The following is a 14,193-nucleotide window of genomic DNA, read 5'->3' as shown; positions in this document are numbered from 1 at the left end:
GGTTCTTACTTCTCCTCGGTACGGGTGTGGGCGACGGCGGACTCGTTACCGCCGAGCAGCAGGTAGAGGACGGCCATGCGGATGGAGACGCCGTTGGCGACCTGCTCGACGACCGTGCAGCGGCCGGAGTCGGCGACCTCGGCGGTGATCTCCATGCCGCGCACCATCGGGCCGGGGTGCATCACGATGGCGTGTTCCGGCATCCGCGCCATGCGGTCCCCGTCCAGGCCGTAGCGGCGGGAGTACTCGCGCTCGGTGGGGAAGAACGCGGCGTTCATGCGCTCGCGCTGGACGCGCAGCATCATCACGGCGTCGGACTTCGGCAGGGTGCTGTCGAGGTCGTACGACACCTCGCAGGGCCAGGTCTCGACGCCGACGGGGACGAGGGTGGGCGGGGCGACCAGGGTGACCTCGGCGCCGAGGGTGTGCAGCAGGTCGACGTTGGAGCGGGCGACCCGGCTGTGCAGGACGTCGCCGACGATGGTGATGCGCTTTCCGGCCAGGTCCTGCCCCAGGCCGGCGTCCCGGCCGACGAGGCGGCGGCGCATGGTGAAGGCGTCCAGCAGGGCCTGGGTGGGGTGCTGGTGGGTGCCGTCGCCGGCGTTGATGACGGCGGCGTCGATCCAGCCGGAGGTGGCCAGGCGGTACGGGGCGCCGGAGGCGCCGTGCCGGATGACGACGGCGTCGACGCCCATCGCCTCCAGGGTCTGCGCGGTGTCCTTGAGCGATTCGCCCTTGGAGACCGAGGAGCCCTTGGCACTGAAGTTGATGACGTCGGCGGACAGGCGCTTCTCGGCCGCCTCGAAGGAGATGCGGGTGCGGGTCGAGTCCTCGAAGAAGAGGTTGACGACCGTGCGGCCGCGGAGGGTGGGCAGCTTCTTGATCGGCCGGTCGGCGACCCGGGCCATCTCCTCGGCGGTGTCGAGGATGAGGACGGCGTCGTCGCGGGTGAGGTCGGCGGCCGAGATGAGGTGGCGCATCATCGGGGGTTCTCTCCGTTGAGGTGGAGGTGAGGGCCGGAGTGACCTGTTGTCGGACAGGCCCGGCGGGCATGCGGGCGCACGGCGGCACACGCCGTACGACGGGGTCGTACGGGGGTGCTACCGCTCGCCGGCCGGGGCGGTGGGGGCGGTCTCCCGCACACCGAGCAGCACGGTGTCGCGACCGTCCTCCTCGGCGAGCTGGACCTTGACCGTCTCCCGCAGCGACGTGGGGAGGTTCTTGCCGACGTAGTCGGCGCGGATCGGGAGTTCGCGGTGTCCCCGGTCGACGAGGACCGCGAGCTGCACGGCGCGCGGGCGGCCGATGTCGCCGAGCGCGTCGAGGGCGGCGCGGATGGTGCGGCCGGAGAAGAGGACGTCGTCGACGAGGACGACGAGGCGGCCGTCGATGCCGTCACCGGGGATCTCGGTGCGGGCGAGCGCGCGGGCGGGCCGCATCCGCAGGTCGTCCCGGTACATGGTGATGTCGAGGGAGCCGACCGGCACCGGGCGGCCGGTGATCTGCTCGAGCTTGTCGGCGAGACGGCGGGCGAGGAAGACGCCGCGCGTGGGAATGCCGAGGAGGACGACGTCGTCGGCACCCTTGGCGCGCTCGACGATCTCGTGGGCGATGCGGGTCAGGACCCGCGCGATGTCCGGGCCCTCGAGGACGGGGCGTGCGGCATCGGACTGCTGAATGGCGTCCATACGAAACGGACCTCCTTCTCCGCCTCACGGGACGGACCTTAAAGGACGTCGGAATTGCGTCACCCACGGTACCAGGGCCCGGCGGCTGCTCCGCTCCGGCCCGGTGAAGACCGTCGGTACGGACCATTCGGCTTGACGCAGCCAAGTAACGCTGCGTAACCTCACAGTGAGTTACCAGCCTTCGTCCCGGGAGCTATATGTCCAGCGAATACGCAAAACAGCTCGGGGCCAAGCTCCGTGCCATCCGCACCCAGCAGGGCCTCTCCCTCCACGGTGTGGAGGAGAAGTCGCAGGGCCGCTGGAAGGCCGTGGTGGTCGGTTCGTACGAGCGCGGTGACCGTGCCGTGACCGTGCAGCGCCTCGCCGAGCTGGCCGACTTCTACGGCGTCCCGGTGCAGGAGCTGCTGCCGGGCACCACGCCGGGCGGGGCCGCCGAGCCGCCGCCGAAGCTCGTCCTGGACCTGGAGCGCCTGGCCCACGTCCCCGCGGAGAAGGCGGGCCCGTTGCAGCGCTACGCGGCGACGATCCAGTCGCAGCGCGGCGACTACAACGGCAAGGTGCTCTCGATCCGCCAGGACGACCTGCGCACCCTGGCCGTCATCTACGACCAGTCGCCCTCGGTGCTGACCGAGCAGCTGATCAGCTGGGGAGTGCTGGACGCGGACGCGCGTCGGGCGGTCGCCCACGAAGAGGCCTGATCCACGGGCCACCACAGCAGAAACGTTGCCGCCGGGTGCGGGGGAAGCCTTCGGGCGCCCTCCGCACCCGGCGGTTCCGTCATGGGCCCGTCCCCGGCCTTCCTCCCGCCCCGGGTACGCCGAAGGGCCCGCGGCGCGGAGTGCGCGGCGGGCCCTTCGGCAGGTCGTCGGGATCAGTCCCGGCGGAGCTTCGGCTTGAGGTCCTTGAAGCGGGCCATCATGCCGTTGACGAACGACGGGGACTCGTCGGTGGAGAACTCCTTGGCGAGCTGCACCGCCTCGTCGATCACCACCGCGTCCGGCGTGCCGTCCACCCAGACGAGCTCGTACGTACCGAGGCGCAGGATGTTCCGGTCGACGACCGGCATCCGGTCGAGCGCCCAGCCCTCCGCGTAGGTGGCGATGAGCTCGTCGATGCGGCCGGCGTACTGCGCGTACCCCTCGACGAGCTCCATCGTGTACTCGCTGACCGGCGGCTGCCGGTCGTCGGACCGGGCGTGCCGGACCCAGTCCGCGAGGACCTCCTGCACGGACGCACCGCGCTGGTCGGCCTCGAAGAGGATCTGGAAGGCGCGCTTACGGGCCTTGTTCCGGGCAGCCACGGTTAGCTGTTCACCCGGCCGAGGTAGCCGCTGTCGCGGGTGTCGACCTTGATCTTCTCACCGGTGGTGATGAAGAGCGGGACCTGGATCTGGTGGCCGGTCTCCAGGATGGCCGGCTTGGTGCCACCGGTGGAGCGGTCGCCCTGCACACCCGGCTCGGTCTCCTGGATCGTCAGCTCGACGGCGGCGGGCAGCTCGACGTAGAGCACCTCGCCCTCGTGCGTGGCGACGGTGGCGGTGAAGCCCTCGATCAGGAAGTTCGCGGCGTCGCCGACGGCCGCGCGGGAGACGTGCAGCTGGTCGTACGTCTGCATGTCCATGAAGACGAAGTACTCGCCGTCCATGTACGAGAACTGCATGTCGCGGCGGTCGACGGTGGCCGTCTCGACCTTCACACCGGCGTTGAACGTCTTGTCGACGATCTTGCCGGAGAGCACGTTCTTGAGCTTGGTGCGCACGAAGGCCGGGCCCTTGCCGGGCTTGACGTGCTGGAACTCGACCACGGACCAGAGCTGGTCGTTGTCGAGCTTGAGCACCATGCCGTTCTTGAGGTCGTTCGTGGAAGCCACGGTTGCGGAATCTCCTGGACTGACGCTGGTGGACGACCGAGGCGTGGTGCGTCACGCGCTACAGCGCGAGCAGCTCCTTGGTCGTGATGGTGAGTAGCTCGGGTCCGCCGTCCGCCTCCTGGCGTACGACGAGCGTGTCATCGATCCGGACCCCGCCCCGGCCCGGGAGGTGGACCCCCGGTTCGACGGTGACCGGCACACAAGCGTCCAGTTTACCCATGGCGCCGGGTGCCAACTGCGGGTCCTCCTCGATTTCGAGCCCCACACCGTGTCCGATGACGGGTGCGACGCACTCCGCGTACCCGGCGCCGTCGAGGATCTGGCGGGCCGCGCGGTCCACGTCGCCGTACGCCCGCCCCGGCGCCAGTGACTCCCGGGCGGCGCGCTGAGCGGCGAAGACGAGGTCGTACAGCTCGATCTGCCAGTCGGCCGGCGAGGTCCCGATGACGAACGTCCGGCCGATCTCGCAACGGTAGCCGCGGTAGTTGGCGCCCAGACAGACGGAGAGGAAATCACCCTCCTCGACCCGGCGGTCGGAGGGCCGGTGGCCGCCCCGGCCGGCGTTGGGGCCGGTGGCGACCGAGGTGGGGAACGCCGGGCCGTCGGCGCCGTGGTCGACCAGCCGGCGCTCCAGTTCGAGCGCGAGATGGCGTTCGGTGCGGCCGACGAGGATGGATTCCAGCAGCTCGCCCAGGGCCTGGTCGGTGATCTCCGCCGCGATCCGGAGGCAGGTGATCTCGTCCTCGTCCTTGACGATCCGCTCCTGCTCGATGGCCGAGCCCAGGTCCGCCAGGCGCAGTCGCGGGGCGGCCGCGCCCATCGCGCGGTGCCGGGCCACGCTCAGGTGGTGCTCCTCGACCGCGAGCACGTCCGCTCCGGCCGTGCCGGCGAAACCGGCGGCCGCGACCGCCGGGTCCCCGCCGGACGGGGGCAGCACCACGAGCCGCAGCCGCTCGTCGATGCGGCCCTCCACGGGGTCGCCGGACGGCGTGCGGGGGCACAGCAGGACGTCGTCGTCGGCGCCCAGGAGCAGGACGGCGCCCGGGGGCGCGCCGCCCGCGAGATACCGGACGTTGGCGGGGCGGGAGACCAGGGCCGCCGCAGAGCCGGACGCCGCGCACCGGTCGCGCAGCCGCCCTCGTCGGTCCGCAAACACCTCTGACATGCCCCGAGCCTACGAGGGTGGGCGCGCCCCGGCAGGTCGGGCGGGTCCGACCGGGGCGGGGCGCCTCCCCGGGGCCCGGGCGCCCGGGCCGGGCGCGGGCCACGCGGGCGGCTACGGCGGGCGGTCACGGCGGCGGTCACGGCGGGCGCGCATTTTCGCCGACGGGCGCCCGGCGGGCATCCTCCCCGGGCACCGTCGCGACCCGGGGAAATGCGGGGGCCGTCCCTCTGCCGGAGGGAGGAAACGGCCGGGTACCTGCGGCGGACGCCGCAGCGGACGTCCGCTGCGAGGCTTTCCGCACCGGGCCGCACCGGGCGGCCCGTGGAGGGAGAGACGTGATCGCCAAGCAGTCAGCCGTGCGCGGCGCCCGCCGGACGGCCTTATGGATGACCGCCACGACGCTCGTGGGGGCGACCCTGCTGACCGTCGCCCCGGCCGCCATGGCCGCCCCGTCCCCCGCGGCATCCGCCGCATCCGCCGCATCCGCCGCATCCGCCGCATCCGCCGGGCAGGGTGACCGGGTACACGGCACCGACCTGGGGCCGGAGCTCCGGGCACTGGTCGAGCGGGCCGGGGCGAGCGCCGCGCTCGGCGAGGTCCGGGACCGGGGGCGGGTCACGTGGCGGGGAGCGGCCGGCGCGGCCGACCTGCGGACGGGGGCGCCCGCCCGGGCGGACGGACGCTTCCGCATCGGCAGCGTCACCAAGACGTTCGTCGCCACGGTGGTGCTCCAGCTCGCGGCCGAGGGCCGCATCGGGCTCGACGACCCGGTGGAGCGGTATCTTCCCGGACCTCTCCCCCATGGGCGGAGCGTGACCGTCCGGCAGCTCCTCAACCACACCAGCGGCATCTACGACTACACCTCCGACCCGGAGTTCGCCCTGGAGGACGAGGCGGACGTACGCCGGTTCCTGGCGGAGGACCGGTGGCGGACGTACAGCCGCCGGCAGCTTCTCGACGCGGCCGACCGCCACGACCCGTACTTCGCGCCGGGCCAGGGCTGGAGGTACTCCAACACCAACTACGTGCTGGTGGGAATGATCGTGGAGAAGGTGACCGGCAGGACCTGGCAGCGGGAGGTGGAACGGCGGATCCTCCGCCCGCTGCGGCTGGACGGCACGGTCATGCCCGACACCTCGACGCGCATCCCGGGTCCGCACGCGAAGGGCTACTTCCCGCTGCCGGAGGGCCCGGCCGACGTCAGCCGGCTCAACCCCAGCGTGGCCGGCGCGGCCGGGGCCGGCATCTCCTCCACCCGTGACCTCAACCGGTTCCTGTCGGCACTGCTCGGCGGGCGGCTGCTGCCGGAGGCGCAGCTCGCGGAGCTGAAGCGGACCGTCCCCGCGCCCGAGCTGGGCGCCTCCTACGGGCTGGGGATCATCCGGTACGAGACGGCCTGCGGACCGGTGTGGGGCCACCCCGGCGGAATCGAGGGCTACTCCACGTTCCTCCTCGGTACCGAGGACGGGCGGCGCCAGGTGGCGCTGTCGGCCAACCCCTACGGGCCGGACGCCGGCGAAGGGGCGGTCACCGAGGAGCTGCTCGACAAGGCGCTGTGCGGCCCGGCCGAGCGGCCGGGGCGGACGCCCGCGTACGGTCATGCCGCCGACCGGGTGAGGTTGCGGTAGTCAACGGCCGGAAGCGGGGTATCCGGCGCTTCGGACAGCAGTCGCCACGGTTCGAAGGAGTCGCCACCATGCCCAGCAGCAGCCCCGCCACGACCACCACCGACGTCGTCGAGCTGATCCTCCGGGACCACCGCCGGATGGAGGAGCTGTTCCGGGCGATGCGCAACGTCCAGGCGGACCGTGCCGGGGCGCTCCAGGAGTTCGCAGCCCTCCTCGTGGCCCATGCCGAGGCGGAGGAGCGCGAGGTCTACCCGGCGCTGCGGCGCTACAAGAACGTGGACGACGAGGACGTCGAACACAGCGTCCACGAGCACCGGGAGGGCAACGAGGCCCTCCTGGCGCTGCTGGAGGTCGGGGACACCGGCTCCGAGGAGTGGGACGAGAAGCTGGAGGAGCTGGTCACGGCGGTGAACCACCACGCCGACGAGGAGGAGCGGACGCTCCTGAACGACGCGCGCGAGAACGTCGCGGCCGAGCGCCGCGCGGAACTCGGCGCGGCGTTCGAGGAGGCGCGGGCGCGGCTGCTCGCGGACGACTGCGGCAGCGTGGAGAACGTGCGCCGGCTGGTGGAGTCGTCCTCCGACTGAGCCCCGGCCCCGAGCCGGCGCCCCCGGCTCCCCGCCGGCCACCGGGCCCGCGTCCCCGGCCCGGTCACCCGCACCGCCCGGACGGTTCCCGCCGTCCGGGCGGTGCGGTCGTGCGGGCGGTGCGTGACCGGCCCGGACGGACCTACCCGCGACCTAGAAGGCCGGGGGGCTGGCGATCGCGCGCGCGAGGACGTCGTCCAGGACGCGGGCGGTGGTCTCCACGTCGTACTTCGAGTTGTCGATGATCGGCAGGCCGGAGCCGTACCAGCCGGCCATCCGGCCGTGGATGCCGGCGACCTCCTCGTCGGAGAGGCGGCGGTTGCCGGACCGCTCGGCGTTGCGCTCCAGGACGATCTCCAGGCCCGGGAGGAGCACGACGGGCAGCAGGCCCGGCCCGACGTGCCGCTTCCAGCCGCCGAGGCCGACGACGGGCCGGTCGGGGAAGACGGCGTCGTCGAGGATGCAGGAGATGCCGTTGGCGAGGAAGTTCCGCGCGGCGAAGCCGCAGGTGCGCCGCGCGAGGCGGTACTGGGCCTCGGACTGGTCGTTCCAGCCGTCCTGGGGGTCGGCGAAGCCGGCGCGGACCCATTCGCGGACGTCGTCGAGGCTGATGTGCGCGGTCGGCACCCGGCGGTTGTTCGCCCAGTACCGGGCGACGGTCGTCTTGCCCGCGCCGGCCGGGCCTATGAGCAGGACGGCCAGGGTGGCGGCGCCCGTACCGCCGTGGTCGGCGGGCGGGGGCGGGGCCGGGGCGGCGACCGGGGCGCCGGGCGGGAGGTGGATGTGGCCCGTGGCGTCGCGCGGGGGCGCGCCCGGTGGCGTCCAGCCGGGCGGCACCGGCGCCGCGGGGGCGGCCGGGGGCGCGGGTACCGGGGCGGCCGCGGGCGGGGCGGGCGGCCCCTGGGGCGGCGGCGGGCCCGGGTGGTGGGCGGCGGGCTGATTCATCCATCCGGTGGCTGCGTGCCCCGGGTGGTGGGGCGGCGGCAGCGGAGCCCCCACTGCATGCTGCATCCGGTGCCACTCCGTCTCGTGCGACTGACGCTGGTCGGGCGGCCGTTCGGATCGGCCGTTACCGAACCGTACCCTCCCCGGCCGCCGTTGGGTGAAACGGCCGGGGAGGCGGGGACGTGCCGGTCAGCCGGTGAGCTCGTCGGCGAGGGCGCGCAGGGCCAGCCGGTAGGAGCCGATGCCGAAGCCCGCGACGGTGCCGCTGGCGACCGCCGCGACGACGGAGGTGTGACGGAACTCCTCCCGCGCGTACGGGTTGGAGATGTGCACCTCGATGAGGGGGGCGGTGCGCTGGGCGGCCGCGTCCCTCATCCCGTACGAGTAGTGGGTGAAGGCGCCGGGGTTGATGACGACCGGGAGCGCCCCGTCGGCCGCCTCGTGCAGCCAGCGGATCATCTCGCCCTCGTCGTTCGTCTCGCGTACGTCGACGTCGAAGCCGAGTTCCTTGCCGAGGGCCCGGCAGGCGTCCACCAGGCCGGCGTAGGAGGTCGCGCCGTAGACGTCGGGCTCCCGCGAGCCGAGGCGGCCGAGGTTGGGGCCGTTGAGGACCAGCACCTTGCGGGTCACGCGGCGACCTCCCCGTAGGCCGCGACGAGGACGGCCGGGTCCGGGCCCTCGAGCACCGTGGGCTTGCCCAGCCCGTCGAGGACGATGAAGCGCAGCAGGTCGCCGCGGGACTTCTTGTCGACCTTCATGGTCTCCAGCAGCTTGGGCCACTGGTCGCCGCGGTAGGTGAGGGGCAGTCCGACGGACTCCAGGACGGCGCGGTGCCGGTCGGCGGTGGCGTCGTCGAGCCGTCCGGCGAGCCGGCCGAGTTCGGCGGCGAAGACCATGCCCACGGAGACCGCGGCGCCGTGGCGCCACTTGTAGCGCTCGTTCTTCTCGATGGCGTGGGCGAGGGTGTGACCGTAGTTGAGGATCTCGCGCAGGCCGGATTCCTTCAGGTCGGACGAGACGACGTCCGCCTTGACCCGGATGGAGCGCTCGATGAGCTCGGCGGTGTGCGGACCCTGGGGCGTCCGCGCGGCGGCCGGGTCGGCCTCGATGAGGTCCAGGATCACCGGGTCGGCGATGAAACCGGCCTTGATGACCTCGGCCAGGCCGCTGACGTAGTCGTGGACGGGCAGCGAGTCCAGCGCGGCCAGGTCGCACAGGACGCCGGCCGGCGGGTGGAAGGCGCCGACCAGGTTCTTGCCCTCGGCGGTGTTGATGCCGGTCTTGCCGCCGACGGCCGCGTCCACCATCGCCAGGACGGTGGTGGGCACGGCGACCCAGCGCACCCCGCGCAGCCAGGTGGCCGCCACGAAACCGGCGAGGTCGGTGGTGGCTCCGCCGCCCACGCCGACGATCACGTCGGTGCGCGTGAAGCCGGTCTGCCCGAGCGCCTTCCAGCAGTACGCCGCTACCTCGGCCGTCTTGGCCTCCTCGGCGTTCGGCACCTGGATGGCGACCGCCTCGTATCCCTGGTCGGCGAGGTCGGCGCGCAGCGCCTCACCGGTCTCGGCGAGCGCCTCGGGGTGGATCAGGGCGACGCGCTTGGCCTTGGGGCCGATGACGCCGGCGAGTTCGCCGAGCAGTTGCCGGCCGACCAGTACCTCGTACGGGTCGGTGCCGGCCGTGCCGCCGACCTGGATGCGGGTCACTGCCTGGTCAGTCACTTCTTCAGCTCCAGTGCGTCGAGGACCGCCTCGGCGACCTCTTCGGGGGTCTTGTCGTCGGTGGCGACCACCACCCGGGCGACTTCGGTGTACAGGTGGCGCCTGGCCTCCATCAGCTCGCGCCACTGACGGCGCGGGTTGACGGCGAGCAGCGGGCGGGCGGTGTTGAGGCCGACGCGCCGGACCGCCTCCTCGACGTCCATCGACAGGTAGGCGACCGGCAGCCCGGCGAGCAGTGCGCGGGTGCCGGCGTCGAGGACGGCGCCGCCGCCGAGGGCGAGGACGCCCCGGTGCTCGGCGACGGCGGTCCGGACGGCCTCGCGTTCGAGGGCGCGGAAGTGCTCCTCGCCGTCCTCGACGAAGATGTCCGAGATCTCGCGTCCCTCGGCGGCCACGATGTCGGCGTCGGTGTCCCGGTAGGGCGCGCCGAGCCGTTCGGCGAGCAGCGCGCCCACGGTGGACTTGCCGGAGCCCATCGGGCCGACCAGGACGATCAGCGGGCCGGTGCTCACCGGATGTGGAGGTTGTCGAGGTACGAGCGGACGTTGCGGCGGGTCTCCGTCACGCTGTCGCCGCCGAACTTCTCCGCGACCGCGTCGGCGAGGACGAGGGCCACCATGGCCTCGGCGACGATGCCGGCGGCCGGGACCGCGCAGACGTCGGAGCGCTGGTGGTGAGCGGCGGCTGCCTCGCCGGTGACGACGTCGACGGTCTTCAGCGCCCGGGGCACGGTCGCGATGGGCTTCATGGCGGCGCGGACGCGCAGCAGCTCGCCCGTGGTGAGGCCGCCTTCCGTACCGCCGGAGCGGCCGGAGGTGCGCCTGATGCCCTCGTCGGTGGCGACGATCTCGTCGTGCGCCTTGGAGCCGGGCACGCGGGCGAGGTCGAACCCGTCGCCGACCTCGACGCCCTTGATGGCCTGGATACCCATCAGGGCGGCGGCCAGGCGGGCGTCCAGGCGCCGGTCCCAGTGGACGTGCGAGCCGAGGCCGACGGGTACGTCGTAGGCGAGGACCTCGACGACGCCGCCGAGGGTGTCGCCGTCCTTGTGGGCCTGGTCGATCTCGGCGACCATCGCCTTCGAGGCGTCGGCGTCCAGGCAGCGCACCGGGTCGGCGTCCAGCTTCTCGACGTCGGCCGGGGTCGGGTACACGCCGTAGGGGGCCTTCGCGGCGGCCAGCTCCACGACGTGCGACACGATCTCGATGCCGGCGGTCTCCTTGAGGTACGAGCGGGCGACCGCGCCCAGCGCGACGCGGGCCGCGGTCTCGCGGGCGCTGGCCCGCTCCAGGACCGGCCGGGCCTCGTCGAAGCCGTACTTCTGCATGCCGGCCAGGTCGGCGTGGCCGGGGCGGGGCCGGGTCAGCGGGGCGTTGCGGGCCAGTTCGGCGAGCTCGGCCGGGTCGACCGGGTCGGCCGACATGACCTTCTCCCACTTGGGCCACTCGGTGTTGCCGACCATCACGGCGACGGGCGAGCCCATGGTCAGGCCGTGGCGTACGCCGCCGAGGAAGGTCACCTCGTCGCGCTCGAACTTCATCCGCGCACCGCGCCCATAGCCGAGGCGCCGACGGGCCAGGTGGTCCGCCACCATCTCCGTGGTGATCGGGACGCCGGCGGGAAGGCCCTCCAGCGTCGCCACCAGTGCGGGGCCGTGCGACTCCCCCGCGGTCAGCCAGCGCAACCTGCTCAACGGTGCTCCTCATGCTCGCGCCTCGACTGCGACGGCGCGACCGGGTGCGCGGCCCTGGCCCGCCTCCCCCGATCCTCCCATGTCCGGGGGGCGCCCCGGTGTCCGGTCCAGCACGCGGACATCCGGTCCGTCAGGCGGACACCCCCTGGGCGGCCCGGCGCACGGACTCCCCGGACGGGCCGGAGCCGACCGGCGCCTGGGCCACCCCGGCCACCCCGGGCACCCCGGAGCGGACCGGCGCGCACGGGCCGGGGCGGACCGGGCGGGGCGCTACCCGGCGGCCAGGGCCCGCTCCCCGGCGGCCCGCATGGCGGCCATCGGGGCGGGCGTGCGCCCGGTCATCTGTTCCACCTGGAGGACGGCCTGGTGGACGAGCAGGTCCAGCCCGCCGACCACGCCGCCGCCGCGCGCGGACCAGGCGGCCGCCAGGGCGGTGGGCCAGGGGTCGTACAGCACGTCGAAGAGGGTGCCGGGCCGGGCGGGCACCCCGGCGGCGAGCGCGTCGGTGGTCCCGGCGGGCGTGGTGGCGACCACCAGCGGCGCCGCCAGGCCCTCGGCCGCGCGTGACCAGTCGGCGGTACGGACCGGGACGCCGAGCCGCTCGCCCCAGCCGCGCATCTCGGCGGCGCGGGCCTCGCTGCGCACATAGGCGGTGACGGGGCCGGTGCAGACGCGGGACAGCGCGGCGAGCGCGGAGGACGCGGTGGCGCCCGCGCCGAGCACCGTGGCGGACTCCACCGTCTCCACGCCCCGCTCCCGCAGCGCGGCGACCATGCCGGGGATGTCGGTGTTGTCGCCCAGGCGGCGGCCGTCCTCGGTGAACACCACCGTGTTGACGGCCTCGACGGCGGCGGCCGTGGCGGTGACCTCGTCGAGCAACGGGATCACGGCCCGCTTGAGCGGCATGGTCAGGGACAGCCCGGCCCAGGACGCGTCCAGCCCCTCCAGGAAAGCGGGGAGCCGGGCCTCGTCCACCTCGTGCCTGCCGTACGACCAGTCGGTGAGGCCGAGTTCCGCGTAGGCGGCGCGGTGCAGCACCGGGGAGAGGGAGTGGGCGATGGGCGACCCGAGTACGGCGGCGCGCTTCGCTGTGCTCACTGGCCGGACTTCTCCCGTTCCTTCTCGTACTGCTCGACGTTCCGGTTGTGTTCCTCGTTCGTCACCGAGAAGACGGTCTTCTCCTCGTTGATCGAGACGAAGTAGTACCAGGGGCCGGGAGTCGGCTTCAGCGCGGAATTGATGGCGTCGACGCCCGGATTGCTGATGGGGCCGGGCGTGAGGCCCTTGATGTCATAGGTGTTGTACGGATCGTCGATCTTCCGGAGATCGGCGACCGTACCGACGTCAAGGGTGCTTTCTTCCTTGATGTAGTTGATCGTGGAGTCGAATTCGAGCCGGCCGACCGTCTCCAGGTTGTTGGGCTTGAGCCGGTTGTAGACGACCCGGGCGACCTTGTCGAAGTCGCGCTTGTACTTGCCCTCGACCTGGACCATGCTCGCGACGGTCAGCAGTTCCCAGGGCCCCTTGAGGCCGAGGGAGGTGGCCTTCGTCTCGATGTCGAGCTTCGCGTATTCGGCGTTCGCCCGGGCGACCATCTTCTTGAGGACGTCCTCCGGCTTGGTGCCCTTCGCCACCGGATAGCTGGCCGGGAAGAGGAATCCCTCCAGCGGGTCCTTGAGGTCGGGGTGGTTGGTCGCCCAGGCCGGCAGCCCGAGGGTCTTCGCCTTGGCCAGGGCGACCGATTTCGTCGTGCCCGGCTTCAGTTCGAGCTTCTTGTCGATCTGCGCGTAGACGTAGGCGCTCCGCTTGCCTTCCGGAATGGTCAGCGCGTTCCGGTTCGCGGGATCGAGCATGGCTTCGACGGCGCTGGCGGCGGACATGCCCTTCTTGAGCGTGTAGACGCCGTCCTGGATGCTCTTGCCGTCGGGGTTCTTCTCCTGGGCGGAGACGAAGGCACCCTGGCTCTTGACCACACCGTTCTTGACGAGCAGCGCGGCGATCTCGTAGCCACCCGCGCCCTTGGGGATCTCCACCTGGACGGTCTCGCCGGTGCCGTCGCCGGTGAAGTCGGGGGCGGGGCCGAACTGCCCCTGCCAGAACTGGTAGCCGAAGTAGCCGACACCGCCCGCGCCGCCCGCCATGACCAGGGCGACGACCAGGCAGGCCAGTCCGTTGCGGCTCTTCTTCTTCTGCTGCTTGCCGCCCCGGCGGCCCGGCCCGCCGCCGCGCCGCGATCCGGCGGCCTCGTCGTCGTGGCCGTCGTCCTCGTCGCCGTCGTCGGCGCCGTCCGAGAAGAACGGGTGGCTCTCCTCCTCCGGCTCCTGTTCCGGTTCCCGGCGCTCCGGTTCCGGTTCGGCCCGCCGCCGGCCGGGCGGCTGCGGCGGCGGGTACGCCTCGGGCGTGCCGTACAGGTCGGGTCCCTGGGCGCCGTACGGGTCGGCCGGGGCCGCCGCGCCGTAGGGCATGGCGGTCTGCTGGCCGGTGTCCCAGCCTCCGGTGTCGTACGGCTGCCCCCCGTAGGTCTGCCCCGCGTAGGCCTGCTGCGGGTAGGACTGCTGGGGGTGGCCGTGCTGCGGATGCCCCTGCTGGGGCGGGTACTGCTCGGCCTGGGGCTGCTGGGGGTGCGCCTGCTGCGGAGGGACCTGCGGGCCCTGGTACTCCTGCCCGCCCTGGTACTGCTGGTCGCCGTAACCCTGCTGCGGCTGCTGCTGGTACGGGTCCTGCTCGTTCCCGTACGGCGTCTGCTGGTAGTAGGCCTGCTGACCTTCCCACCCCTGGTGCCCGTGGGCCGGGTCCTCGGGGTGCCACGGTTCGGAGCCGGGGCTCCGGCCATACTCAGTCATCGATCCCCAAACAGCCGCGAGGCTTCCGGACGATCCGCCTCTACGTCGCGCGGC

The 14,193-nt window shown here is 73.0% G+C and carries 15 protein-coding genes; 3 read left to right on the top strand and 12 right to left on the bottom strand.

The features are described 5' to 3' along the window. Positions 1-5: 5 nt before the first annotated feature. On the bottom strand, positions 6-983 hold the full coding sequence (locus tag ACZ7LK_RS23720; protein ID WP_392275967.1) for an aspartate carbamoyltransferase catalytic subunit: 978 nt from the start codon (positions 981-983) through the stop codon (positions 6-8). A gap of 117 nt (positions 984-1,100) precedes the next feature. Continuing rightward, positions 1,101-1,688 (bottom strand): bifunctional pyr operon transcriptional regulator/uracil phosphoribosyltransferase PyrR, encoded by a 588-nt coding sequence (gene pyrR / locus ACZ7LK_RS23715; RefSeq protein ID WP_392275966.1) that lies wholly within the window; start codon positions 1,686-1,688, stop codon positions 1,101-1,103. Between the two features lie 197 nt (positions 1,689-1,885). On the opposite strand from pyrR, the gene bldD reads away from it, so the two are divergent. Then, positions 1,886-2,386: a transcriptional regulator BldD gene (bldD, locus tag ACZ7LK_RS23710; RefSeq protein ID WP_064068023.1), complete on the top strand. Its 501-nt coding sequence runs from the start codon at positions 1,886-1,888 to the stop codon at positions 2,384-2,386. 173 nt (positions 2,387-2,559) lie between these two features. On the opposite strand, the gene nusB is transcribed toward bldD, so the two are convergent. From nusB to ACZ7LK_RS23695, 3 genes are read right to left on the bottom strand one after another with little or no spacing between them, the layout of a single operon-like run. Beyond that, on the bottom strand, positions 2,560-2,988 hold the full coding sequence (gene nusB / locus ACZ7LK_RS23705; RefSeq protein WP_392275965.1) for a transcription antitermination factor NusB: 429 nt from the start codon (positions 2,986-2,988) through the stop codon (positions 2,560-2,562). Between the two features lie 2 nt (positions 2,989-2,990). Beyond that, positions 2,991-3,557, bottom strand: coding sequence for an elongation factor P (gene efp / locus ACZ7LK_RS23700; protein WP_064068025.1), 567 nt, complete (start codon positions 3,555-3,557; stop codon positions 2,991-2,993). A 58-nt stretch (positions 3,558-3,615) separates the two neighbouring features. Then, complete coding sequence (locus tag ACZ7LK_RS23695) at positions 3,616-4,722, bottom strand: aminopeptidase P family protein (RefSeq protein WP_469462330.1); 1,107 nt, start codon at positions 4,720-4,722, stop codon at positions 3,616-3,618. Between the two features lie 386 nt (positions 4,723-5,108). Between ACZ7LK_RS23695 and ACZ7LK_RS23690 the strand changes: the two genes are divergently transcribed. Further along, on the top strand, positions 5,109-6,350 hold the full coding sequence (locus tag ACZ7LK_RS23690; protein ID WP_471143130.1) for a serine hydrolase domain-containing protein: 1,242 nt from the start codon (positions 5,109-5,111) through the stop codon (positions 6,348-6,350). 68 nt (positions 6,351-6,418) lie between these two features. After that, positions 6,419-6,937 (top strand): hemerythrin domain-containing protein, encoded by a 519-nt coding sequence (locus ACZ7LK_RS23685; protein ID WP_392275962.1) that lies wholly within the window; start codon positions 6,419-6,421, stop codon positions 6,935-6,937. Positions 6,938-7,090: 153 nt separating this feature from the next. On the opposite strand, the gene ACZ7LK_RS23680 is transcribed toward ACZ7LK_RS23685, so the two are convergent. The 7 genes from ACZ7LK_RS23680 to mltG form a co-directional block, all read right to left on the bottom strand. Then, complete coding sequence (locus tag ACZ7LK_RS23680; protein ID WP_469462325.1) at positions 7,091-7,948, bottom strand: P-loop nucleotide/nucleoside kinase family protein; 858 nt, start codon at positions 7,946-7,948, stop codon at positions 7,091-7,093. Between the two features lie 123 nt (positions 7,949-8,071). After that, positions 8,072-8,512, bottom strand: coding sequence for a type II 3-dehydroquinate dehydratase (aroQ, locus tag ACZ7LK_RS23675; protein ID WP_392275960.1), 441 nt, complete (start codon positions 8,510-8,512; stop codon positions 8,072-8,074). Beyond that, positions 8,509-9,603 carry a 3-dehydroquinate synthase gene (gene aroB, locus ACZ7LK_RS23670; protein ID WP_471143127.1) on the bottom strand — a complete coding sequence of 365 codons (1,095 nt, stop codon included), beginning with the start codon at positions 9,601-9,603 and terminating at the stop codon, positions 8,509-8,511. Before aroB ends, aroQ begins: the two co-directional genes overlap by 4 nt. Then, positions 9,600-10,115 (bottom strand): shikimate kinase, encoded by a 516-nt coding sequence (locus ACZ7LK_RS23665; protein WP_392275958.1) that lies wholly within the window; start codon positions 10,113-10,115, stop codon positions 9,600-9,602. Before ACZ7LK_RS23665 ends, aroB begins: the two co-directional genes overlap by 4 nt. Beyond that, a complete protein-coding gene (gene aroC, locus ACZ7LK_RS23660) occupies positions 10,112-11,296 on the bottom strand; it encodes a chorismate synthase (protein WP_469462319.1) in 1,185 nt (394 codons plus the stop codon). The genes ACZ7LK_RS23665 and aroC overlap by 4 nt, the downstream gene beginning before the upstream one ends. Positions 11,297-11,566: 270 nt before the next feature. Then, positions 11,567-12,394, bottom strand: a complete 828-nt coding sequence (locus tag ACZ7LK_RS23655) for a shikimate dehydrogenase (RefSeq protein WP_392275956.1) — start codon at positions 12,392-12,394, stop codon at positions 11,567-11,569. After that, a complete protein-coding gene (mltG, locus tag ACZ7LK_RS23650) occupies positions 12,391-14,139 on the bottom strand; it encodes an endolytic transglycosylase MltG (protein ID WP_471143123.1) in 1,749 nt (582 codons plus the stop codon). Before mltG ends, ACZ7LK_RS23655 begins: the two co-directional genes overlap by 4 nt. Between the last annotated feature and the right edge of the window lie 54 nt (positions 14,140-14,193).

Source organism: Streptomyces sp. NPDC039423 (assembly GCF_055598725.1).
This window is presented reverse-complemented; position numbering and strand designations above follow the sequence as displayed.

Bases quoted from the DNA above. Each gene is read 5' to 3' on its own strand.
- ACZ7LK_RS23720 (WP_392275967.1), bottom strand. From the start codon at position 983: ATGATGCGCCACCTCATCTCGGCCGCCGACCTCACCCGCGACGACGCC.
- pyrR (WP_392275966.1), bottom strand. From the start codon at position 1,688: ATGGACGCCATTCAGCAGTCCGATGCCGCACGCCCCGTCCTCGAGGGC.
- bldD (WP_064068023.1), top strand. From the start codon at position 1,886: ATGTCCAGCGAATACGCAAAACAGCTCGGGGCCAAGCTCCGTGCCATC.
- ACZ7LK_RS23695 (WP_469462330.1), bottom strand. From the start codon at position 4,722: ATGTCAGAGGTGTTTGCGGACCGACGAGGGCGGCTGCGCGACCGGTGC.
- ACZ7LK_RS23690 (WP_471143130.1), top strand. From the start codon at position 5,109: ATGACCGCCACGACGCTCGTGGGGGCGACCCTGCTGACCGTCGCCCCG.
- ACZ7LK_RS23685 (WP_392275962.1), top strand. From the start codon at position 6,419: ATGCCCAGCAGCAGCCCCGCCACGACCACCACCGACGTCGTCGAGCTG.
- ACZ7LK_RS23680 (WP_469462325.1), bottom strand. From the start codon at position 7,948: ATGCAGCATGCAGTGGGGGCTCCGCTGCCGCCGCCCCACCACCCGGGG.
- mltG (WP_471143123.1), bottom strand. From the start codon at position 14,139: ATGACTGAGTATGGCCGGAGCCCCGGCTCCGAACCGTGGCACCCCGAG.